The sequence below is a fragment of the Rhodococcus sp. IEGM 1306 genome (assembly GCF_036541985.1).
Taxonomy (GTDB): domain Bacteria; phylum Actinomycetota; class Actinomycetes; order Mycobacteriales; family Mycobacteriaceae; genus Rhodococcus_F; species Rhodococcus_F qingshengii.
Genome location: NZ_JAZHFF010000016.1, coordinates 41734 through 62055 on the forward strand (window position 1 = coordinate 41734; position 20322 = coordinate 62055).

At 62.7% G+C, this 20322-nt stretch carries 25 protein-coding genes and 1 tRNA gene; 16 read left to right on the forward strand and 10 right to left on the reverse strand.

What is annotated here, in order from left to right:
• Positions 1-8: 8 nt before the first annotated feature.
• From V3587_RS28320 to V3587_RS28340, 5 genes are read left to right on the forward strand one after another with little or no spacing between them, the layout of a single operon-like run.
• The gene (locus tag V3587_RS28320) at positions 9-1043 is read left to right on the forward strand and encodes an iron-siderophore ABC transporter substrate-binding protein (RefSeq protein ID WP_283377556.1); all 1035 of its coding nucleotides are present in this window, start codon (positions 9-11) and stop codon (positions 1041-1043) included.
• Complete coding sequence (locus V3587_RS28325) at positions 1040-2083, forward strand: FecCD family ABC transporter permease (RefSeq protein WP_283377557.1); 1044 nt, start codon at positions 1040-1042, stop codon at positions 2081-2083. The genes V3587_RS28320 and V3587_RS28325 overlap by 4 nt, the downstream gene beginning before the upstream one ends.
• Entirely contained in the window at positions 2080-3132 is a 1053-nt protein-coding gene (locus V3587_RS28330; protein WP_283377558.1) for a FecCD family ABC transporter permease, read from the forward strand. The genes V3587_RS28325 and V3587_RS28330 overlap by 4 nt, the downstream gene beginning before the upstream one ends.
• Positions 3129-3944: an ABC transporter ATP-binding protein gene (locus V3587_RS28335; RefSeq protein WP_283377559.1), complete on the forward strand. Its 816-nt coding sequence runs from the start codon at positions 3129-3131 to the stop codon at positions 3942-3944. Before V3587_RS28330 ends, V3587_RS28335 begins: the two co-directional genes overlap by 4 nt.
• The gene (locus V3587_RS28340; RefSeq protein WP_007731668.1) at positions 3941-4570 is read left to right on the forward strand and encodes a pyridoxamine 5'-phosphate oxidase family protein; all 630 of its coding nucleotides are present in this window, start codon (positions 3941-3943) and stop codon (positions 4568-4570) included. The genes V3587_RS28335 and V3587_RS28340 overlap by 4 nt, the downstream gene beginning before the upstream one ends.
• Positions 4571-4656: 86 nt before the next feature.
• On the opposite strand, the gene V3587_RS28345 is transcribed toward V3587_RS28340, so the two are convergent.
• A complete protein-coding gene (locus V3587_RS28345) occupies positions 4657-5454 on the reverse strand; it encodes a DUF4352 domain-containing protein (protein WP_030535755.1) in 798 nt (265 codons plus the stop codon).
• Between the two features lie 114 nt (positions 5455-5568).
• Between V3587_RS28345 and V3587_RS28350 the strand changes: the two genes are divergently transcribed.
• Entirely contained in the window at positions 5569-6747 is a 1179-nt protein-coding gene (locus V3587_RS28350; protein WP_283377560.1) for a cation:proton antiporter, read from the forward strand.
• 1 nt (position 6748) lies between these two features.
• Here the strand turns inward: V3587_RS28350 and V3587_RS28355 are convergent, their stop codons facing one another.
• From V3587_RS28355 to V3587_RS28375, 5 genes are all read right to left on the reverse strand, one after another.
• On the reverse strand, positions 6749-7993 hold the full coding sequence (locus tag V3587_RS28355; protein WP_283377561.1) for an alpha/beta hydrolase family protein: 1245 nt from the start codon (positions 7991-7993) through the stop codon (positions 6749-6751).
• A 79-nt stretch (positions 7994-8072) separates the two neighbouring features.
• The gene (locus V3587_RS28360; protein WP_283377562.1) at positions 8073-8762 is read right to left on the reverse strand and encodes a DUF998 domain-containing protein; all 690 of its coding nucleotides are present in this window, start codon (positions 8760-8762) and stop codon (positions 8073-8075) included.
• A gap of 10 nt (positions 8763-8772) precedes the next feature.
• The gene (locus V3587_RS28365; protein ID WP_019746481.1) at positions 8773-9177 is read right to left on the reverse strand and encodes a very short patch repair endonuclease; all 405 of its coding nucleotides are present in this window, start codon (positions 9175-9177) and stop codon (positions 8773-8775) included.
• A 10-nt stretch (positions 9178-9187) separates the two neighbouring features.
• Positions 9188-10048 carry a hypothetical protein gene (locus tag V3587_RS28370; protein WP_003943911.1) on the reverse strand — a complete coding sequence of 287 codons (861 nt, stop codon included), beginning with the start codon at positions 10046-10048 and terminating at the stop codon, positions 9188-9190.
• A complete protein-coding gene (locus V3587_RS28375; protein ID WP_283377567.1) occupies positions 10045-11190 on the reverse strand; it encodes a DNA cytosine methyltransferase in 1146 nt (381 codons plus the stop codon). The genes V3587_RS28370 and V3587_RS28375 overlap by 4 nt, the downstream gene beginning before the upstream one ends.
• A 238-nt stretch (positions 11191-11428) precedes the next feature.
• Between V3587_RS28375 and V3587_RS28380 the strand changes: the two genes are divergently transcribed.
• Positions 11429-12016, forward strand: a complete 588-nt coding sequence (locus tag V3587_RS28380; RefSeq protein WP_073512852.1) for a putative glycolipid-binding domain-containing protein — start codon at positions 11429-11431, stop codon at positions 12014-12016.
• Positions 12017-12042: 26 nt separating this feature from the next.
• Here the strand turns inward: V3587_RS28380 and V3587_RS28385 are convergent, their stop codons facing one another.
• A complete protein-coding gene (locus tag V3587_RS28385) occupies positions 12043-13017 on the reverse strand; it encodes a prephenate dehydrogenase (RefSeq protein WP_047271538.1) in 975 nt (324 codons plus the stop codon).
• Positions 13018-13065: 48 nt separating this feature from the next.
• Between V3587_RS28385 and V3587_RS28390 the strand changes: the two genes are divergently transcribed.
• The 4 genes from V3587_RS28390 to V3587_RS28405 all read left to right on the forward strand — a co-directional run bounded on the left by V3587_RS28390 (position 13066) and on the right by V3587_RS28405 (position 14544).
• Positions 13066-13605 (forward strand): tRNA adenosine deaminase-associated protein, encoded by a 540-nt coding sequence (locus V3587_RS28390; RefSeq protein WP_003943823.1) that lies wholly within the window; start codon positions 13066-13068, stop codon positions 13603-13605.
• A complete protein-coding gene (locus V3587_RS28395) occupies positions 13606-14067 on the forward strand; it encodes a nucleoside deaminase (protein WP_047271540.1) in 462 nt (153 codons plus the stop codon).
• Positions 14068-14205: 138 nt separating this feature from the next.
• Positions 14206-14397, forward strand: a complete 192-nt coding sequence (locus V3587_RS28400) for a CsbD family protein (protein ID WP_003943869.1) — start codon at positions 14206-14208, stop codon at positions 14395-14397.
• A 56-nt stretch (positions 14398-14453) separates the two neighbouring features.
• Positions 14454-14544, forward strand: a tRNA-Ser gene (locus tag V3587_RS28405).
• Positions 14545-14893: 349 nt separating this feature from the next.
• On the opposite strand, the gene V3587_RS28410 is transcribed toward V3587_RS28405, so the two are convergent.
• A complete protein-coding gene (locus tag V3587_RS28410) occupies positions 14894-15067 on the reverse strand; it encodes a hypothetical protein (protein WP_003943953.1) in 174 nt (57 codons plus the stop codon).
• A 245-nt stretch (positions 15068-15312) separates the two neighbouring features.
• Here V3587_RS28410 and V3587_RS28415 point away from each other — a divergent pair, with 245 nt between their 5' ends.
• The 3 genes from V3587_RS28415 to V3587_RS28425 all read left to right on the forward strand — a co-directional run bounded on the left by V3587_RS28415 (position 15313) and on the right by V3587_RS28425 (position 16809).
• Entirely contained in the window at positions 15313-15996 is a 684-nt protein-coding gene (locus V3587_RS28415; RefSeq protein WP_003943876.1) for a YceI family protein, read from the forward strand.
• 123 nt (positions 15997-16119) lie between these two features.
• Positions 16120-16470 (forward strand): YidH family protein, encoded by a 351-nt coding sequence (locus tag V3587_RS28420; RefSeq protein WP_003943804.1) that lies wholly within the window; start codon positions 16120-16122, stop codon positions 16468-16470.
• Entirely contained in the window at positions 16471-16809 is a 339-nt protein-coding gene (locus V3587_RS28425) for a DUF202 domain-containing protein (RefSeq protein WP_003943794.1), read from the forward strand.
• Here V3587_RS28425 and V3587_RS28430 read toward each other — a convergent pair.
• Complete coding sequence (locus tag V3587_RS28430; protein WP_283377563.1) at positions 16775-17716, reverse strand: sterol desaturase family protein; 942 nt, start codon at positions 17714-17716, stop codon at positions 16775-16777. The genes V3587_RS28425 and V3587_RS28430 overlap by 35 nt on opposite strands.
• A 128-nt stretch (positions 17717-17844) precedes the next feature.
• Between V3587_RS28430 and V3587_RS28435 the strand changes: the two genes are divergently transcribed.
• On the forward strand, positions 17845-18300 hold the full coding sequence (locus V3587_RS28435; protein ID WP_283377564.1) for an RrF2 family transcriptional regulator: 456 nt from the start codon (positions 17845-17847) through the stop codon (positions 18298-18300).
• Positions 18301-18312: 12 nt separating this feature from the next.
• Here the strand turns inward: V3587_RS28435 and V3587_RS28440 are convergent, their stop codons facing one another.
• Positions 18313-19422, reverse strand: coding sequence for a GGDEF domain-containing protein (locus V3587_RS28440; protein WP_020968182.1), 1110 nt, complete (start codon positions 19420-19422; stop codon positions 18313-18315).
• 250 nt (positions 19423-19672) lie between these two features.
• Here V3587_RS28440 and V3587_RS28445 point away from each other — a divergent pair, with 250 nt between their 5' ends.
• Positions 19673-20302, forward strand: a complete 630-nt coding sequence (locus V3587_RS28445; RefSeq protein ID WP_003943912.1) for a TetR/AcrR family transcriptional regulator — start codon at positions 19673-19675, stop codon at positions 20300-20302.
• The last annotated feature ends 20 nt before the right edge of the window (positions 20303-20322 follow it).

A 20322-nucleotide genomic window follows, 5' to 3' on the forward strand; every position in this document is an offset into this window, starting at 1 on the left:
CTGTTTTCATGCGTTCAAAACGCTTCTTGGCGGTGGCCGCAGCAGCGGTCGCAGTCGCCCTCGGCATGACAGCTTGCAGTTCCGACTCCTCGGAGACCGCCGACGGCGGCAACGCCGGAAGCGGATCCAGCTCCTTCCCCGTCACGATCGAGCACGCTTTCGGAACTACGACGATCGACGCCAAGCCGGAGCGAGTTGCCACCGTCGCCTGGGCCAATCACGAAGTGCCCCTTGCTCTCGGCGTGGTTCCCGTCGGAATGGCAGCGGCGACTTTCGGTGACGACAACGGCAACGGAATGCTGCCGTGGGTCGAGGAAAAGCTCGACGACCTTGGCGCGAAGCCGCCGGTGCTCTTCGACGAGACCGACGGCATCGACTTCGAAGCCGTCTCCGATACGAACCCTGACGTCATTCTTGCCGCGTACTCCGGATTGACGCAGGAGGACTACGACACTCTCAGTGAGATCGCTCCGGTTGTGGCGTATCCCGAGGGGCCGTGGGCGACGTCGTGGCGCGACGTCATCAAGTTCAACAGCATGGGCTTGGGTATGGAATCCGAAGGGCAGGAACTGATCTCCACCATCGAAAAGGAGATCGCCGACGAGGTTGCCTCGCATCCGCAGCTTGCCGGCAAGGCAACCATGTTCCTGACGCACGTCGACACCGCTGATCTGAGCCAGGTCAGCTTCTACACGGCGAACGACACGCGCGCCGCGTTCTTCGAGGACCTCGGACTTTCGACGCCGAAGAGCGTTGCCGACGCCTCGACGGGTGGTGAGTTCTCGAAGAAGGTCAGTGCGGAGCGTGTGGACGTCTTCGACGACGTCGAACTGATCGTCACCTACGGTGACCAGGCACTTGTCGACTCACTCAAGGCTGACCCGCTGCTCTCGCAGATGCCTGCCGTCGCCAACAACGCGATCGTGTTCCTCAATGGAACCGGGCCGATGGGAACGGCGGCCAACCCGACTCCACTCGCGATTTCGTGGGTACTCGGCGACTACGTCGATCTGCTCGCCGGGGCCGCTGGAAAGTCGGAGTGACTGTAACCTCGCAGGATTCGACGTCGGGCGCTCGCGATACGCGGCGCCCGACGTTCGGCAATTCGCTGTGGTTGATCGCCCTTCTCGTTGTCCTCGCGGTGCTCATGTGCGCTTCGATCGTCATCGGCTCTCGTGAGGTCGACTGGTCCGATATCGTTGCCGCACTAGGCGGTTCAACGGACAACATCGGTCAGGGTGCGATTGCCAAGCGCATTCCGCGGACGGTGCTCGCGATAATCGTGGGAGCTGCGCTCGGTCTTGCCGGCGCGGTGATGCAGGGGATTACCCGAAACCCTTTGGCGGATCCCGGAATCCTGGGCGTCAACATGGGCGCTTCGCTCGCCGTGGTGATCGGAATGGCGTGGTTCGGATTGTGGACCCAGACCAGCATGATCTGGGTGGCCGTACTCGGTGCAGCCGGGGCGGCATTGTTCGTCTACGTAGTCGGGTCACTCGGGCGAGGTGGAGCCACGCCACTCAAGTTGGCTCTTGCCGGGGCCGCAACATCGGCTGCGTTTGCTTCGTTCATCACTGCGATCATGCTGCCGCGAAACGATATTGCGGGCAACATTCGTTCGTGGCAGATCGGCGGCGTCGGTGGCGCGAGTTTCGAGGTGATCCGGCAGGGTCTGCCTTTCCTCATTGTCGGCTTCGTGATCTGTCTGCTGTCAGCGCGCAGTCTCAACTCTCTTGCGCTCGGCGACGAGGTTGCATCAGGTCTCGGCGAACGCGTCGCGGTGGTTCGTGCAGTGGCAGCGCTCGGTGCAGTGTTGCTCTGCGGTGCGGCCACTGCCATCGCGGGACCGATCGGCTTCGTCGGTTTGGTCGTCCCGCACCTGTGCCGGTTGTTGATCGGGATTGACAACCGTTGGCTACTACCGTTTTCTGCGCTGACAGGTGCCGCCCTTCTGGTCGCCGCCGACATTCTCGGACGAATTGTCGCCCGGCCGAGCGAAATCGACGTCGGCATCATCACCGCGCTCATCGGAGCGCCCTTCTTCATTTACATAGTCCGCCGTCAGAAAATACGTGAGCTGTGACCACTACATTCGTTACTCCCGAAGTCGAGGTCGACGCAGTCGGAGCAAGCCGTATCCGACGAGGTAGACGCCGCCGCATCGTGATTGCCGTGCTGATGGTCCTCGTCGTCGCCTCCTTCGCGGTCACTCTGATGGCGGGAAAAACCTTCTACTCGCCGTCAGATGTGCTTCGGGTCGTGCTGGGGGAGAACGTGCCTGGTGCCTCGTTCACCGTCGGCCGCCTCCGGCTGCCTCGCGCTGTCCTCGCTGTGGTCGCCGGAATCTGTTTCGGCTTGGGTGGCATCACGTTCCAGACGATGCTGCGCAACCCGCTCGCGAGCCCCGACATCATCGGAATCAGCTCCGGCGCAAGCGCTGCAGCGGCTTTCGCGATCATCTCGCTTTCACTCGGCGGTTCACAGGTATCGGTTTTTGCTATCGCTGTCGGTCTGGGCGTCGCAGTCTTGATCTACGTTCTGTCTTTCCGGGACGGTGTGGCGGGCACTCGGCTCATACTGATCGGTATCGGCATCGCCGCGATGCTCGACAGCGTCACCGCCTACCTGCTCAGTACCGCCGCCGCGTGGGATCTGCAGGAGACGATGCGTTGGCTCACCGGCAGTCTCAACGGTGCCAACTGGGGTTCGACGGTTCCCGTACTCCTGGCGCTGGTCGTGCTCGGGCCGGTGCTGCTGAGCCAATCGCGCAACCTTTCGACCATCCAGCTCGGTGACGACGCAGCACAAGCGCTCGGCGTCAGAGTGGAACGAACGCGCATTCTGACGATCATTGCGGCCGTCGGACTCATCGCCTTTGCCACTGCCGCTGCGGGGCCCATCGCCTTCGTCGCATTTCTGTCCGGCCCCATTGCCGCCCGCATCGTCGGTCCGGGAACATCACTTTTGATTCCGTCGGCGCTGGTCGGAGCGCTGCTGGTGCTCGTTGCCGATTTCTGCGGACAGTACGCCTTCGGCACCCGTTACCCCGTTGGCGTGGTGACCGGCGCGCTGGGAGCGCCGTATCTCGTCTACCTCATCATTCGCTCCAACCGAACGGGAGGTTCGCTGTGACCGAATTCCATACTCTGACTGTCGAAAACCTCGAACTCGGTTACGGAGGACGGACCGTCGTCGAATCGCTCGACCTCGCGGTGCCGCCGGGAAAGATCACGACCATCGTGGGCGCCAACGCGTGCGGCAAATCGACACTGCTGCGGTCGATGTCGCGGCTACTCAGTCCCCGAAGCGGTCATGTTCTGTTGGACGGCAAGGATGTTCATCGCCTGCCTGCGAAGAAGCTCGCTCGCACGCTCGGTCTGCTGCCGCAGTCACCGATCGCACCGGAAGGGATAGTTGTCGCCGATCTCGTCGGCCGTGGTCGTCATCCACATCAGCGGGTGCTGGCGAGGTGGAGCCGCGAGGATGACGCAGCTGTCGCCGAGGCGCTTGCGGCTACGGACACAACCGGATTGGCCGAACGATCGGTGGACGAGCTTTCCGGTGGTCAGCGCCAACGTGTGTGGATTGCGATGGCGCTCGCCCAACAAACCGATCTGCTTCTACTCGACGAGCCGACCACCTTCTTGGACGTGAGCCACCAGGTTGAGGTCTTGGACCTGCTCACCGACCTGAACCGGACTCGGGGTACAACGATTGTCATGGTTCTGCACGATCTCAATCTCGCCGCCCGCTACGCCGACTACCTCGTCGCCATGGCCGATCGCCGGGTCTACGCGGCGGGTGATCCTGCCGAGGTGCTCACGAGCGACAACGTCCGCACCGTGTTCGGTCTCGAGAGCCGAATCATCCCGGACCCCATGTCGGGTAAGCCGTTGGTGTTGCCGCTCGGGCGCCACCACGTGCTCGACGACGTGTCGACGTGACGGCGTCGAACGCCCCGGGCGGGCGGATCGAATCCGTGGAACAACTCAATGCGATTCTCGGACAGCCCCATCCGACGATCATGGAGAAGCAGACCGCTCACACGACTCCGTTGATCCGTGAATTCATCGAGCAGGCACGGTTTTTTGTGCTCGCGACATCCGATGCGGCCGGAAATTGCGATTGCTCGCCGCGTGGAGACCTGGTCAGTCAGGTTCTGTTTCCCGACGAGAAGACGCTCGTGCTCCCGGATCGTCCGGGTAACCGGCGCGCTGACTCGTACCGGAACATGATCGAGAATCCTCACGTGGGGATCCTCTTTCTCGCGCCCGGGCACGACGAGATCGTGCGCGTCAACGGCACGGCGACTCTGTCCACCGATCCTGATCTGTTGGATTCGATGGCGATGAACGGCAAGCCTGCACAGCTTGCGGTGATCGTGCAGATCGACGAGGCGTATCTGCATTGCGCGAGAGCGATTCTGCGGGCGAAGCTGTGGGATCCGTCGACGTGGCCCGCATCCGATGAGGTGCCGAGTCTGCGCGACATGATGGCGGAGCAACACAGCCTGCGCGTCGAGGACCTCGAACCCGCCAGACAAGAGGCGTACCGCAAGTACCTGTACTGACCTCAGTCCGTTGGCCTTTCGCAGGAGAACGGTCTCCACCAGCTGATCGTCAACTGGTGGAGACCGTCGTTCTTACTGTTCCGGGTTTACTGAAGCGAAATTGTGGCGCCACCGGAGAACATCGAGTCGTGTACCTCGATCTCCTTGGGGGTGGCACTGGTCGGGATGTCGAAGACAATGGTGGTCTTCCGGGTGATGCCGGGGTTTATGTCGCCGCCGATCGCGGTTTCGGCGTCGATATTGATCGCTGCCATCGTGTTGTTGGTGAATTCGCGACCTTCGGTGTCGATCAAGGTCTGATTGGATCCGAAGTAAGCCTGGGGCTTGTCGGAAGTGTTCGTGATCTCGACGTGAACGAGTACGAACTGACCCTCAGCTTGCTCTTGCAAGTAGGGATTGTCGCCGATCGTCGTGAGGCCGGTCTCGATACCCGTCACGACGAAACCGAACTTTCCGTCTCGCACTTCCTCGCCGATTCCGGGATTCGAAGACTTCGTTTCCTTGGGAGCTTCGGCCGGGGCAACTGCGGCCACGGAGGCACCGTTGGCCGCGGCTTGCGTGGTTGTGGGGGCCGCGGCGGATTCTTCCTTGTCTTTGTCCCCGCCGCCAGTGGCGATCGCGACAATCACGAAGAACGCCACGATGCCTCCGACGACCCATGGCCACTTCTTCTTTTTCGCCGGTGAAGGCGGCGGTTGCTGAAATCCACCGGCCGGCTGAGCGTACTGGCCCGGGAACGGCGCGCCAGACTGGTCTGGATAAGGCTGTCCATAAGGTTGCTGAGCCGGTGGTTGCTGTCCGTAGGGCTGCTGGGGTTGCTGCCCGTACGGCTGCTGAGGCGGCTGGCCATATGGCTGGTTAGGGTCCTGCGGGGGTTGTGTCATGGCCGTTCCTTCACGTGGGATTGCTCACGCATTACTAGGTGAGCATTCGATACTTCTACCAGACTGACCGGTCGCAATGTGTGCAGAGTGGTCGGTTTTGTCCGACAATGATCCGTGCCTTCAATTGCCTCCTCGCTGTTCTGGATTGCGCTGATCGCGGCCATCGCGCCGATAGTCGCGGGCCTGATCCCGCGTCGACTGGTTCCCGAAGTGGTGTTGCTACTGGTCGCGGGCGCAGTGGTCGGGCCGTTCGCCCTCAACATCGCAGCTGACAGCGAAGCGATCGGCATCCTCCGCGAACTCGGCCTCGGCATGCTGTTCCTGCTCGCCGGCTACGAGATCGACCGACAGGAACTCAGTGGGCGCGGCGGACGTCGAGCGCTCTACACGTGGCTGTTCTGCCTCGCGCTGGCGTTCACGGTGGTCGCGCTGCTTGGCATGAGGAACGTGATCTCCGCCGAAGCCGCAGTTGCCATCGCGATGACGTCGACCGCTCTGGGCACGCTGCTGCCGATCCTCAAGGACAACAAACTCCTCGACACACGCTTGGGCAAGACCGTCCTCAACCACGGGGCCGTCGGCGAGCTCGGGCCGGTCGTCGCGATGGCGGTGCTGCTGAGTGCCCGTGGCGCCATCCTGTCGCTGATCGTTCTTGCCGTCTTCGCCGTGATCGCCATCATCGTGGCGGTGCTGCCCGGCAAGCTGATTCACGAAGGCTCGTGGACACATCGCCTGGTGCGGGCAGGAGCGGACACCACGGCGCAGACGACGGTCCGCCTCACCGTTCTGTTGTTGGTCAGCCTCGGAGTGCTGTCGGCCGTGTTCTCACTCGACGTCATTCTCGGTGCGTTTGCCGCCGGCTTCATCCTGCGGCGACTGATGCCAGAGGGCGACGAGCGCCTCGAGATCAAGCTCGACGGGATCGCCTTCGGGTTCCTCATCCCGATTTTCTTCATCACTTCAGGCATGGCGATCGACGTCTCGGCGGTCGCCGCCAGTCCCGGCATACTGATTGCTTTTCTGATCCTGATCGTTGTCGTCCGCGGCGTGCCGGTGTTCTTCGTGACCAAGTTCGAGAAGGCCGAGCCGCCCTTCACCACGCGCGAAAGTGCGCAAGTCGCGTTGTACGGGGCTACCGGTCTGCCCATGATCGTGGCGGTCACTGGCGCGGCCGTCGACGCGCATCAGATGTCCTCGGACAACGCGTCGATTCTTGTCGCGGCCGGGGCGATCACGGTTCTGCTGTTGCCGATGATTGCCACTCTGTTGACGAAGAAAGAGAAAGTGTCCTGATTCAGAGATCCAACTGCTCGTCGAGCCAGTCGAACATCCGCTGATCCGTCAGACGCCTCGCCATGGGCTGGCAGTGGAAGTTCGCGCCCTCGGCAGCGGTGAAGGGAACCACCGTCGTCGGTCCGCCGGCGAGGGCGGCAAGCCGCTTGGATTGACCGGGCCAGAATTGCTCGCCTTCCGGATCGGTGATGAGCAGGGGAGTGGAGATCGAGCCGGCGACGTGTTCGAGGTGGTACTTCCGAACCTCGGCGAGAGTGTTGTAGTAGCCGTCGGCGAGGTACGGACGCGCTCGGAAACGCCAGATTCGGGCGCTGTCCTTGGAGAATTTCATTCCCAGCCCTATCGCCATGTCGCGGTCGAAGGCCTCCGACTTCCCCTCGTCGAGCAGCTTCTGCATGTTCTTGGGGATGTGGGCGAGCCACGACGCGGCCACGTCCACGACCCCCGGATCGGCGATCGCTGCCGCGATCCGATGCTCGAACGCCAACGACTGCGGCACCCAGTACCCGCCCTGACTGATCCCGTACATCGCCAGCTTCGACGCATCGACGTCCGGCCGGTCCACGAGATAGTCGACGACGGGCGTGATGACGGCTTCCCAGTCGTGACGGAACGGGATGTTGCGCTCGAAGAGCATCGACTGCTGACCGGGACCGTCGAACATCAACACGTTGTAGCCCCGCTCGAGCGCCCCGGCACCGCCGCTGCCCCACAGCCCGCTGATCGGGCCGTCGCTACCGTTCACCATGATCAACGTCGGCCGTCGCACGTCGCCGGGCGGCCGGAAGAAGTACCCGGGCAGGTGGGTGTCCTCGTAAGGGATCCGGACGCGTTCGACGGGCTGGGAGGTGGTGTCGACGAAGCGGTCCCACGCCTGTCGGTGACGTTTGAAAGTGGGGACCAGAACCGAATCGTCGCTGAGACCGTCGACTGCGTTGATCGCCACACCGAAGTACGACGCCGCCCGCAGGTACGCGTTGGACGCGCTTCGCGAATGCCCGGCCTCGGCTGCCTCATCGGCCTGCCCGAATACCCGTGTGCCGAGGTCGAACCAGGCCTCGTACCAGCCTTCGAGGTCCTTCTCGCCGACGTGAGCGATGGCCGAGAGCACTTCGCCGGTATCTGCCGCGCCGAAGGTGGCTTGCCCGAGAACGACTCGTAGCTCGAAGTCGAAGGACTCGTTGCGATAGAAACCAGCAGTGAACGCCTGGTGCGGATGGGCGAAGAACGACGACGCGAGAGACATGGGCACACCTTCGCTAGTTCGGGGCAGCCATTTTCAGTTGTAGTTCCAGGATCGCCCGAATCGCTTGCCGGAAAACCTGTCAGCGCGGCGAAGCCAGGAGCCCGGTGGATGGCGGCCTCGACATCGCAAATGCCAGGGTGCACAACCACAACGACATTCCCAGCACCTGCGCACGTTGAGCGATACCCAGTCCGAGATTACCGCCGCCGGAGACTTCGATGCTGTTGGTCGTCAACATCCACACCGTCGCAAGGGAAGTCAGGATCAGAATGGTCAGACCCGTCGTCCGCAAAGAAGGGTGCTCGCGATACCTGAACGCTCCCACGGTGAATGCGATCATCGCGGTGAAGATCGCGAAGACCGCCACGCTGCTCGTCAACGCGTGAACATGGTGGAGCTGCGGAAGTAGACCGTCGGGTGCGCTCGACGGGCAACCCTCGCCCGAGCATTCGAGGGGGAACGACGCGTCGGCGATGGTCGCGATGCCGAACACCGCCAGCGCAATCCAGCCCGTGACGTAGAGCCTTCGCCGGGGCGTGATCAGCAGACCCAGCGCTCCGGAGATCAACATCAAGATTGCGGACAGGACATCGGCGTTACCGAAGACATCGCGGTATTTCTGGTTCTCGGCATCGAGTTCGCTGAGGAACGATGTCACCGGGTCGAGGCCGGTGTCCAGGAAGAATTCGAGAATCCACGACGAGTAGACGATTCCGCCCAGAGCCAGCGCAGCCACCAAACCCCACCGCGCAACGTTGCGTTCCTTCACGAAATCGAGCTTACGGACCGAGCAGGGCTTTCTGGACGCGTTCGGCCGCTACCAGCGGATCTTCGTGCTCCCAGATGCGGATGACGGTCCAACCCTGCTCTGCCAGACGTGCATCGGTGTCGCGGTCTCGAACCACGTTGGCGGCCAACTTGTCCGTCCACCACTGCGCGTTGTTCTTGGGAAACGTCGCATGCTGCGGGCAGCTGTGCCAGAAGCATCCGTCCACGAACACCGCGACTTTGCGGCGTGGGAATACCAGATCGGCCCGTCGGCGAACACCTTTGACAGGCGCCCGATCCACGAAGTACCGGAGTCCGCGTCGATGCAGCTCGCGTCGAAGTGCGATTTCGGGTTTGGTGTCGCGCCGACGCTGAGCGCTCATCCGAGCGCTGGTGGCAGGATCCGTCGCAGGCACCGTGGTTCCCTCAGCCGTCGGAATCTTCGCTGTCTTCGGGATCGGACCAGGTAGGCGCAAACCTGTTGCGACGCTCCACTTCACCGTGCACGACGGTCACGAAGTCGGTGAACGAGAGCGTCTGAGCTTCGGTGGGGCGGCCGTTGCGCGGCGGCGGCTCGTCGACGTCGAAGAACCGAACTGCGCCATCGGGTTCGTAGAGTCCGATGTAGACCTTCTCGAAGAGGTCGTAGCGGGTGTCCTCGGCGCCGAGATCCACCCAGGCCTTTCCCGGAACGCCGACCACCGCGCGCTTGCCTCGGCCCGAGCGCTTCGAGAGCGTCGTGACGTGGTGTGCAAAAGAGGATTTGCCGGTGTCGCTGGTCTTGGTCGGGTCGCCGTCGTCGCACGTGGCGTACGGCTCGAACATGACGGCGACCAACACGCTGTACGGCTGACGCTGATGCAGAACCATTGCCTCGCCACGCAATTCGTGGTCGTTGCGGACGATGTTCTTGGTCCACCGTCCCAGCTTGCCGCTGCGGGGACTGTAGTCCTGGAAGTTGTACGTCTTGATGGAGACGCAGAGGATCAGGCCGAGAGTGGGGTCGAGTGCCTTGACGTCCAAGCGCTTTCGGCCCTTGGCGACATCGACTGTTGCCTCCTGGCCTTCACCGGACGCCGTCGGGGTGATGTTGGGATACAGCGGACGCAGAGCGTCGGCCACCGTCTGTGCCAGTTGATTGGACAGTCGCTGGGCGTAGTTCTTCTTCTCGCCGCGATCGGCGTCGGCCGGGGGCTTGTCGCCCGCGAGTTGCAGTGCACTCCACAGTGGTTCGTGTTCCGGTTCGGAAAACAGCGTTTCAGGTTCGGGGAACAGCGAGTCCGTCATGCTGCGGCCTCGGGGTATCCGCCCATCCGCTCGAGATGGCTTTCGACGTCCTCGATGAAACCGGGGATGAACCGAAGATTACCCATGCGTGCGCGCTTGAGGAAGCCGGCGGTGGCCCGAGCCGACAGCAACCGCGTGTCTTCGAGGAAGCCGCTCAGATCCTCGTAGTCGTACTGGACCGGCCAGGTCGAGGTATGGACGCGGAAGGCCTGGCGGTTACGGCCCCAGGCCGCACTCGGCCAGGCGTCGCCCGGTTCGAGTGGCGTCTCGCCCGCGGCGTCGTATTCGATGGGATCGCTCAACCGGCCACCGACCCACGACGCCATCCGCACGCTCACGGCATTGCCGACGAGCTTCCAGCGATGGCTGTGGCGAAGGCCGGGGACCTCGACGGACGGCAGCGTCCAGTCGGGATCGAAACCCTGTAAGCGTTCGGCGTCGACGAGGCCGGGGGTGACGATCTCACCGGACGGCAACCGGACTGCCGGTTGGCTGGGGATGCCGACGGACGAGCCGCCCTTGAGCGTCGGCACGGCGTTGACGGCCCATCCGAGACCGCGAGTGCCTTCGGTCCAGTAGAAGCCGCACGGGTAGTCCGCAGGATCGCCGCCCAGGCGCTCGCCGGCGTCCTGGCCGAACAGGATTTCGCGAGGATCGTTTGTGCGCGAGGCGAGCATGATGACCCGCTGGCGACGCTGGGGGAGTCCGAAGGCGCGGGCGTCGACCACCCGGTACGCCCAGGTGTATCCGAGGTCTTCGAGGGCGTCGGTGATGTGCCGCATGGCTGCGCCCTTGCCGAGCTGGAGCATGAACGGAACGTTCTCGATCAACAGCCAGCGCGGGCCCTTCTTGCGCTTGACCAGACGGAACACCTCGTCCACCAGGCCCGAGCGTGCACCGGTGATGCCTGCGGTCTTGCCGGCCTGAGAGAGGTCCTGGCAGGGGAAACCGGCGGCCACCAATTCGATGTCACTGGGCAGCGCACGCAGTTTGGTGACGTCACCGTGCAACGGCACGTCGGCGAAACGCGAACGGAGAACTGCCTGCGCGCCCGGATCGATTTCACACAGCAGTTCGGTGTTCCACCCATGTTCCGAGAGCCCCAACTCGAGACCACCGATACCGGCAAACAAACCCACCATGCTCCGCGACGACGTCACAGCACCCTTCCTCACGAACCGACCTAGAAGCACGGTACTCGAGAACTCCGACACCGTTTGCCAACTATTCGGTCCGCGGCGTGCTCCTTACGGAAGAACCGTTGTGAAACGCCTTACATCGAGATCTTCGGGGCCGATCGAAGTCCCTAAAAGGTCCCTGATCGAAGCAATAACCCGAACCAGCGGTGCTCCGTGCCCGTTCGTCCATTACCGTGGTCGGGTGAGCATCCAACCTTCCGGTGACGCGTCCTGGCCCGCGGTATTGACCTGGCAGGCCCACAACGCTCCTCGTATGGAGTCTGTTCGTGTGCAGCTGAACGGAAATCGCATCAAGGCTTCCGGCCGGATCATCGGTGGAGCCTGCAGTGAGCACCCGGCATTCAGCGCGTCGTACGACCTGGTCACCGACGAGGCCGGCATCACCCGCCGGTTGTCCGTGCGGACCGCCCTGGCCGCCGGTGAGCGTCAGATGTCGATCAGCCGGGACGAAGAAGGCACCTGGATGGTCGAGAACGGCGCCAGTCACCAGCGCTCTGCGTTCGATGGCGCACTCGATGTCGACGTGATCCTCAGCCCGTTCTTCAACACGCTGCCCATCCGCCGCGTCGGCTTGCAGAACGACATCGAAGACGCCGAGGTCCCGGTCGTCTACGTCAATCTCCTCGACCTGCGCGTCGAGGGTGCGACCATCACCTACAGCTCCGGCGCCGACGGAATCAGTGTGCTGTCCCCGGTGTCCAGCTCGACGTTGTCCGTCGATACCGAAGGCTTTGTCCTCGACTACCCGGGTCTGGCAACTCGTATCTAGGTTTCGTATCTCCAGGTTGCGTAGTTCTAGGTTGCGGATCGCCGGATGACGCCGCCGCGTCGACCGGCGTCCCGCATCCGGTTGATCCAGTCGGGTTCTCCGACCTGAACGTCTTCGATGTCCCACCGCTCGTGCGACTCGTACGCTCCGCGCGCAGCGAACCCCGCGTCCACCAGTCGTGCCGTCGAGCCGTTGTCGAGCAGATCGGTACGTGCACCCTGCAAAAGGTCGAGCGCCTCGTCCAGCGCGACCAGCAGGGCGTCGCGGTTGCCCTCGCACATCGCCCGCACCAGGCCAGGAGCGCTCCCGGCCACGCGAGTGCCGTCGCGAAATGATCCGGCAGCCAGCCCGAGAGCCAGTTCGCCTCCGGCAGCTCCGGTGATCGCAAGCGTTTCCGCGAGCAGGTGAGGCAGATGCGAGATTCGCGCGACTGCTCGATCGTGTTCCAGAGATTCGGCCGGCACGACGACCGAGCCGCAGTCGAGTGCAAGGTCGGCGACCTGCGACCACACGTCTGCGTCGACGCCCTCGTCGGTGGCAACGACCCACACCGCGTCGACGAACAGATCGGCATCCCCGACCGCCCAACCCGAAGCTGACGTCCCCGCCATCGGATGACCGCCCACGAACTTGGCGCTCAAGCCCGCTCGTTCGACCGCGGCCTTCACTTCACCCTTGACGCTGACGACGTCCGTGATCGGATTGTCGGGCGCATGCGCGGCGATTGCCTCCAAGGTGGCGTCGACGGCAGGCATCGGCACGGCGACCACGATGATCGCGCCGCTTTCGTTCGCTCTCTGCAGCACTGAAACCAGATCGGTGTCGGCGTCGAAACCGTCGGCTCGGGCCGCGTCGGCGGACTCGCTGGAACGGTTGTAACCCCACGCCCGGCGGCCGGATCGGACGGCGGCGCGAAGTAGCGAACCGCCGATCAATCCGAGGCCGAGAACGCAGACTGGTGGGGCGGAATCGATCGCAGACACGAGTTCAGGTTGGCACATCGATGCTCGGACTTCACTCACTGGCACCAGGCGGGCTACCGTTGCGCCATGGGTGCACAGCGCGCGGGTAACAAGAGCGCCTCTTCGAACCAGTCGGAGGAGCTTGAAGGCTTCGGTGTCGCGGTGGTCCGTGAAGAGGGGCGTTGGACGGTCAAGGCACTGACGCCCGACGCGTTGACCTCGCTCTCGGCCGCCGAAACGCAGCTGCGTGAGCTGCGAAGTTCGGGTGCCGTCTTCGGTCTTCTCGACGTCGACGACGAGTTCTTCATCGTGTTGCGTCCGGCGCCGTCGGGCACGCAGTTGCTGATTTCCGACGCGACCGCCGCCATCGACTACGACATCGCGGCCGACGTCCTCGACGCCTTGCACATCGAGATCCCCGACATCGACCCGGACGACCTCGACGATGTCGAACCCTGGGAAGAGGGCGATCTGTCCGTGCTGGCCGATCTGGGCCTGCCGGAACCCGTGCTCGCCGTCATCGCGGCCGAGACCGATCTCTATCCGGACGAGCAGTTGGGGATGATCGCGCAGCGACTCGGGTTCGCATCCGAGTTCGGCGCAGCGCTCGACAAGCTCCCGCGCTAGATGACTCTCGCTGACGATCAGCGCATGATCCGTGCGGCCATCGTGGCCGCACGTTCCGCCTCCGACGCAGACGTCCCGGTCGGGGCAGTGGTGTTCGACGCAGACGGCGTCGAAGTTGCTCGGGCCTCCAATGCCAGGGAAGCGTCGTCCGATCCGACCGCGCACGCCGAAATCCTCGCGTTGCGTGCTGCCGCAAAAATCTACGGTGACGGCTGGCGCCTGGAAGGTGCGACGCTTGCCGTGACCCTCGAGCCATGCACGATGTGTGCGGGCGCTCTGGTCCTCGCCCGGGTTTCTCGGGTCGTTTTCGGGGCGTGGGAGCCGAAAACCGGAGCCGTCGGATCATTATGGGACGTAGTTCGAGATAAAAGATTGACCTATCGGCCGCAGGTGCGCGGCGGGGTCCTCGAGGACGAATGCGCTGGGCTTTTGGAAGATTTCTTCCGCGAGCAGCGGGCCTGAATTCGGTATTCCCCATCGAGAGTGATCGCACACTCGGGTAGCCGGATCCATCAATCGAGGGCATGGTGGAGGCAGATGCCGTCAGGGCATCGGCGGATCGTCGGAAGGCGATTCGTTCGCGTTCACAGAGGAGTACTCATGGGAATCGCAGACAAGGCTCAGAACAAGGCCGAAGACCTCGGGGGCAAGGCCAAGGAAGCTGCTGGCAGCGCTACCGGTGACCGGGACCTCGAAAACGAAGGCAAGGGCGACCAGGTGAAATCGGCCGTCAAGGATGCAGGCGAGAAGGTCAAGGACGCCGCTTCCAGCATCAAGGACAAGCTCACGTAATACCGCTCCACCTGGCGATTTCAGCCACGGGCACTCCATCCGGTAAAGTCACCAGCGGTGGCGTGTCCGAGCGGCCTAAGGAGCACGCCTCGAAAGCGTGTGACGGGTAACCCCCGTCCGAGGGTTCAAATCCCTCCGCCACCGCCAAAGCTCCCCACCTGTTCACGCAGGTGGGGAGCTTTTTTGTGGATGGGTCCCGGATGCTGCCGACTGTCGGGGACGGACACGCTCCGACTGGACCATCGGACGACCGGCCAGGTCGAAGCCCGCGTCCATGCATGTCGAGGCTGAGAGGGTTCGACACACAGACCTGATCGGCCGCCGGGCGGATCCGTCGTCGTGAACCTATTCCGCAATCGAGAAACAATCGTTCGGATTGAGCAGAAATCCGTCATTCGGACGAGGACAGCGCTGGACTTCGGAGGAGATCGGAAGCCGCACTCAGTCTTATGGGGGAGGGGCCGTCCTCCGGTGGACATTCCCAGGTTGACGAAGTTCAGGAGCGGCGGGCGATCCACTCTGCAGCGGCGGCATCGATGTCCTGCTTCAGCTTCTCGAAGAACGAGGGTGGCGGGGTGGGGATCAAATCTGCTGCGGTAGTGAGGGATCGACTGAGGGCGATCCGACGCTCGCGTAACTCGTCGTCGGTCAGGAGCGTCAGGTCCGCCATCGCGAGCTCCCTCGATCGGTGTGATTCGTGTTTCGGGCAGACCGTGCGCATCGGGATCGATGCATGATTCGATGCGCACGGCCCAGGCATTCCAGGCTGGGGGCCGGAATGCACAGTCGACTTTACCAAATGATTACTAATGGCTGTAGATGTGGCTCGCCTTGGGTGGTCGTGGAGCACTTTCACAGGGTTCTCCCAGGTCGTAAGTCCTGACAACTGTTGAAGCTGCAACTATCGTCGAGCCCATGAAAAAGATCTGGTGGATCGGCGGAGCAGTAGTTGTGGTCGTACTCGCCCTGCTTGTGGGGCCGTGGGCGTACGGGAAATTCATCGCTGAAGACGATGCACCGGCGGCCGTGGTGTCCACTGAGGGCGCGGAGGCGGCGTCCGGATCGATCGACGGGCAATGGACCGTCGTCGCCGGGCAGGGGGACAACCAGACGGCAGCTGGGTACACCGTGCACGAGATTCTCAACGGATCGAGTGTGACCGTCGTCGGAACCACCGGCGAGGTGAGCGGAAACGCGGTTGTCGAGGGTGAAAAGCTCACTTCCGGCGAAGTAACGGTGCAGGTGGCAAGCATCAAGACCGACTCGGATCGGCGGGACGGCCAGTTCACGGGCAATGTGATGGATACCAGCACGTATCCGACGGCGACGTTCACGATCGACTCGCCGGTGGACTTGTCTGCTGTACCGACGGACGGAACAACGGCGACGGTCACGGTGTCAGGAACGCTGACGCTCAAGGGTCAGTCCAAGCCGGTGTCGGTCGACATGACCGTGCTGCATTCGGGTGATTCGCTGATTGCATCGGGCTCGATTCCGGTCACCTGGACCGATTTCGGAGTCGAGCCTCCGTCCCTCGGTTTCGTCACCGTCGACGGCAGCGGCTCGGTGGACTTCCTGGTCTCACTCGCCGCGAGCTGAATTACGTCCACCCGATTCGCACTGCTTCGGGGCGGGCAGGGAAGATTAAGGACATGACCTTCCTTTCTTCTTGTCCGTTCCGAAGGCAGTGTGCGATCTCTGCCCGGACGGAATGAACAGGTGATGCCCCGGTGGAGACCGTTCCGAACGGGCGAAGACCCCGATCCACGGTTCACGCTCGCCAATGAGCGGACATATCTGGCTTGGATCCGCACTGCAACGGCCTTCGTCGCGTCGGGCGTCGGACTCGAAGCGTTCGGCGGCGACATTCTCAATCCGACGGTTCGATCCGGCTTGGCCGCGTTGTTGCTCGTCGGCGGTGCTCTGATCGCCATCACTTCCTTTGTCCACTGGATCAGCGCCGAGCGTGCACTGCGAACTGAGCGCTCGTTGCCGGTGCCGCTCATGGCGCCGGTCGTCGGCATCGTGCTGGTGATCTGCGCGACCGTCCTGGTGGTCGAGGTCGTGAACTGATTGACCGCGCTGGAACCGTCGGAAGGTGTCAAGCCTCCGGACAAGGGCTTGCAGTCCGAGCGCACATCGCTCTCGTTCGTACGTACGAGTCTGTCGATCCTCGGCTTGTCTGCCGCCTGTCTGAGATGGTTGCCGCCGTTCGGGTCGGTGGCCCTGATCGGCCCGTCCGTCGCTGCCGTGCTCGTCGTCGCGGTGACGGTCTACGAACGTCGGTCGCGGCCTAGGCGGTTGGCCCAGTTTTCGGCCGAAAAGGCAACGCCCGCTTTGGGTATGGGAGCAACTCTCGCGGTCGCTCTGCTCCTGCTCAGTGCGACGGGGCTGTGGATTCTGCTGAAGTGACCTCGGCTTTCGGCGCCCAGCCGGGCGGGCCGAACACGTAGCCGGCTCGCTGCCGCCACGATGTCGACGCCTTCCAATCACGAGCAATGGCAGCATATTCGCGCGTTTGGAGCTTCCAGATGTTGTACGTTCGGACCGGCGTCGTGAGTCCGTAGGTGGGCCGGTGGGTTTCGGCTGCGAAGGTTCCGAACATCCGGTCCCAGATGATGAGGATTCCGGCGTAGTTGCGGTCGAGGTACTCGGCGTCGGAGCCGTGGTGGACGCGATGGTGTGACGGCGTGTTGAAGATAAATTCGATGGGCCGCCAGAGTTTTCCGACACGTTCGGTGTGGACGAAGAACTGGTAGACGAGGCTGACGGAGAAGCCGACGAACACCATCCACGGCGGGATCCCGAGGAACGGCAACGGCAACCACATGATGATCTCACCGCTGTTGTTCCACTTCTGCCGCAGTGCGGTGCTGAAATTGAAGTACTCGCTCGAATGGTGAGCCTGGTGTGTGGCCCAGATGACTCGAACTCGGTGTGCGATGCGGTGATACGCGTAATAGAGGACGTCGATTCCGAGCAGCAGGATCACCCAGGTGTACCAGGCAGTCGGCGAGAGGTGCCACGGAGCGAGATACACCCAGATTGCGGAATAACCGATCAGCGCCAGCACTTTCCAGAAGGTGCTCGTTGCGATCGACACGAGTCCGAGTAGAACGCTGGTTCTGGCGTCGACGCTTCGGTAGCCGCCCTGTGCCGGCCGTGCGCGTCCGTCGGCGTCGTCGGGATGATCTTCGAGCGCACGGGCCGCGAACCATTCGATTGCGAGGAAGATGACAAACGCGGGGATTGCGAGCGTAACGGGATCATGGAGCGGTTCGAGCAGTGACTTCCATGATTCGAGAAGGGTTTCCCACACGCGATTTGTCCTGTTCTCTAGCTCTGATCGTTACATCATGTATTAAAATGTAACGTCAGGGAACCCTTTGCGGCGAAGAACTCGCAGGTTTGTTGCGACTATTCATAGAACGATGGTAGGAATTGCCGGTGCATATCACCGCGAAGGTGGACTACGCCGTGCGGACTCTGGTCGAGCTCGCGGCAGTTGGTCCTGACCCGGCCAAGGCCGAGTTTCTCGCCAAATCCCAGGTAATACCCCACAAGTTCCTGGAAGCGGTGCTCTCGGACCTGCGGCGCGGCGGCTTGGTCAACAGCCGTCGAGGCCCGGACGGGGGATACTGGCTCGCTCGGTCCGCGGACGCGATCACGATTGCCGACGTCATACGAGCTGTCGAGGGACCGCTGGCTTCGATTCGGGGTCAGCGACCGGAAGACGTCGACTACGGGGGACCGGCAACGCCCCTCAAGGAGGTGTGGATTGCAGTGCGAGTCAACCTCCGTGCTGTGCTCGAAAATGTCACACTCACCGATGTTGCAGGTGGAGAGTTGCCCGAGTTCATTCACGAACTGACGGCAGATCCCGAGGCGTGGAATCGGCGCTGATACAGCCAGGTTTCAGTGTGCTCGTCGACGCGGAACTGCCATAGGAGCAGTGTTCGCGGTGTTGCCTCCCGCGGATTTTGCGTCGTACATCAGATGATCGGCCGCAACGATTGCTCGGGAGAACTCGTTGTAGTCGAACTCTTCCTGATGTGGGATGAAAGGTAGCGTCGCTGCGCCGACGCTGACCGTGGCCAGGGGGTCGTCGGAGGCGTTCACCACGGCTTTGGGGAGCGTGGCGATTCGTTTGCGAAGTCCGTACGGAGTACCGATCATCACAACGGTGAACTCCTCGCCGCCGGTGCGCGCGGCGTAACCGAAACCGTTCACATGCGCCTGCAGGCGCGTTCCGGTCCGGATGATGACGGCGTCACCGACTTCGTGGCCGAACGTGTCGTTCACCGCCTTGAACTTGTCGATGTCGACGACGGCAACAGCAATGTCGGCACGATTTGCCGACGCGACCGACCAGATGCGCTCCGACATGTCCCACAGTCCTCGTCGGTTCAGTAGGCCGGTAAGCGCATCCACTTTGGATCCCGTTGCGCGCGCGAGTAATTGCCGCCAAGTGAACTGAATTGTGGCCGGAATGAAGATCACTGCACACAGGACGACGTCCGTGCGTGCAATTACGCTGGTTGTCGAGTAGTCGCCGTTCGTCAGGCCGAGCACCGTCAGGGCGATGACAAATGTCGTGGCAAAGGCGAGATGGAAGGCCAACCAGCGGTAATCGAGAAAATAGGTGAAGTAGGCGCCGGTGGCGACAAAGAGTGCCGCGCCGAAGAGGGCGGCGTTATGGCTGGTGAAGGTGATGAGAACCGAGGCAGTTCCGAGATCCGCCCACAGTCCGTAGAGCTTGAGCATGCGTGAACCTCTGATTCGGCCGACAAACCAGAGAATCGTAGGGATCAGGTTGACGGCCGCAATGCCGACGAGCCAACTGCGCGCAAACGGTCCGTCCGGGCCCTCTCCGCTGAGGAGAAACAGGAACGCCACGATCGAGAAATTGAGTGAGCAGAACCCGATGGTGAGACGGACGAGACGTAGTACGGAGCCTCGTCCGGACTTCGATCCCCACAGCATCACCGTGGACGAAACCGGCCAGGTGTGCAGGAGCGGGTCCATCAGATTCCTTCGCCGAGCAAATTACGGTTAATTCACCGCAAAGTATGTCAGGCCATGTTGATTCACGCGTCAACTTGGCAGGCGGCGTCAGGCGGCGGAGTTGCTCGCAACTCTCTCTGTCGCGCTGTTCAGGCATTTGCCGTGCGTGAGTGTGAGGTACGCCTCGAGTTTCCGTGCCGTGTGTTCGATCGCACAATATTGCAGACCTCTGCAAAGTTGCAGAGCTCTGCAAGTTCGGTACCGTGTTGGGGTGATCATCGAACAAGGCCTTCGTGACCGCAAGAAGGCAGCAACCCGTGCCGCACTCAGCGGCGCGGCAGCACGGCTTGCTCGTGCGCTGGGGATCGAATGCGTCACCGCTGACGCAATCGCCTCCGAGGCCGGAGTGTCGACGAGGACGTTCCACAACTACTTCTCCAGCAAGGAGGAGGCAGTGCTCGCCAGTTTCGAGGAATCGGTGACTTTGTGGATCGAGGCGCTTGCGTCACGGCCCGCGGACGAACCAATTCTCGACGTCCTCGAAGAACTTGTGGTCGAAATCGTGAACGACTCAGGTCCGAGTGGGAGTGAGAAGGCAAGTATCTGGCTGCTGTCGGATTCGAGTCCCGCGCTCTACCGGGATGCCGCAGACATGCATCAGCGGATCAACCGTGCAGTCGTTCAGGCATTGGCGGAACGCACCGGTACCGACGCCGAGAAGGACCTGTACCCGACGCTCCTCCTGGGAGCGGTGGGCGGAGCCGCTAAATCGGTGATCGACGTCTGGACTGGCGGAAAGTCGGAGGCTTCCAGTCCGGAAGAGTTGGTTCACGACGCTTTTCGGCAGATTCGTGCCGGGTTGCCCGCGCCGCCGCCTGCCCCTGAGATGTCGCGTCCCTGAGATGTCTCGTCTCTGAGCCC

What these genes read in the sequence shown, in the direction of transcription:
- V3587_RS28370 (WP_003943911.1), bottom strand. Translation starts at nt 10,048, where the DNA reads ATGACGGACTCGCTGTTCCCCGAACCTGAAACGCTGTTTTCCGAACCG.
- V3587_RS28355 (WP_283377561.1), bottom strand. Translation starts at nt 7,993, where the DNA reads ATGTCTCTCGCGTCGTCGTTCTTCGCCCATCCGCACCAGGCGTTCACT.
- V3587_RS28415 (WP_003943876.1), top strand. Translation starts at nt 15,313, where the DNA reads ATGAAAAAGATCTGGTGGATCGGCGGAGCAGTAGTTGTGGTCGTACTC.
- V3587_RS28320 (WP_283377556.1), top strand. Translation starts at nt 9, where the DNA reads ATGCGTTCAAAACGCTTCTTGGCGGTGGCCGCAGCAGCGGTCGCAGTC.
- V3587_RS28410 (WP_003943953.1), bottom strand. Translation starts at nt 15,067, where the DNA reads ATGGCGGACCTGACGCTCCTGACCGACGACGAGTTACGCGAGCGTCGG.
- V3587_RS28385 (WP_047271538.1), bottom strand. Translation starts at nt 13,017, where the DNA reads ATGTGCCAACCTGAACTCGTGTCTGCGATCGATTCCGCCCCACCAGTC.
- V3587_RS28395 (WP_047271540.1), top strand. Translation starts at nt 13,606, where the DNA reads ATGACTCTCGCTGACGATCAGCGCATGATCCGTGCGGCCATCGTGGCC.
- V3587_RS28400 (WP_003943869.1), top strand. Translation starts at nt 14,206, where the DNA reads ATGGGAATCGCAGACAAGGCTCAGAACAAGGCCGAAGACCTCGGGGGC.
- V3587_RS28440 (WP_020968182.1), bottom strand. Translation starts at nt 19,422, where the DNA reads ATGGACCCGCTCCTGCACACCTGGCCGGTTTCGTCCACGGTGATGCTG.
- V3587_RS28390 (WP_003943823.1), top strand. Translation starts at nt 13,066, where the DNA reads ATGGGTGCACAGCGCGCGGGTAACAAGAGCGCCTCTTCGAACCAGTCG.
- V3587_RS28345 (WP_030535755.1), bottom strand. Translation starts at nt 5,454, where the DNA reads ATGACACAACCCCCGCAGGACCCTAACCAGCCATATGGCCAGCCGCCT.
- V3587_RS28375 (WP_283377567.1), bottom strand. Translation starts at nt 11,190, where the DNA reads ATGGTGGGTTTGTTTGCCGGTATCGGTGGTCTCGAGTTGGGGCTCTCG.
- V3587_RS28420 (WP_003943804.1), top strand. Translation starts at nt 16,120, where the DNA reads ATGCCCCGGTGGAGACCGTTCCGAACGGGCGAAGACCCCGATCCACGG.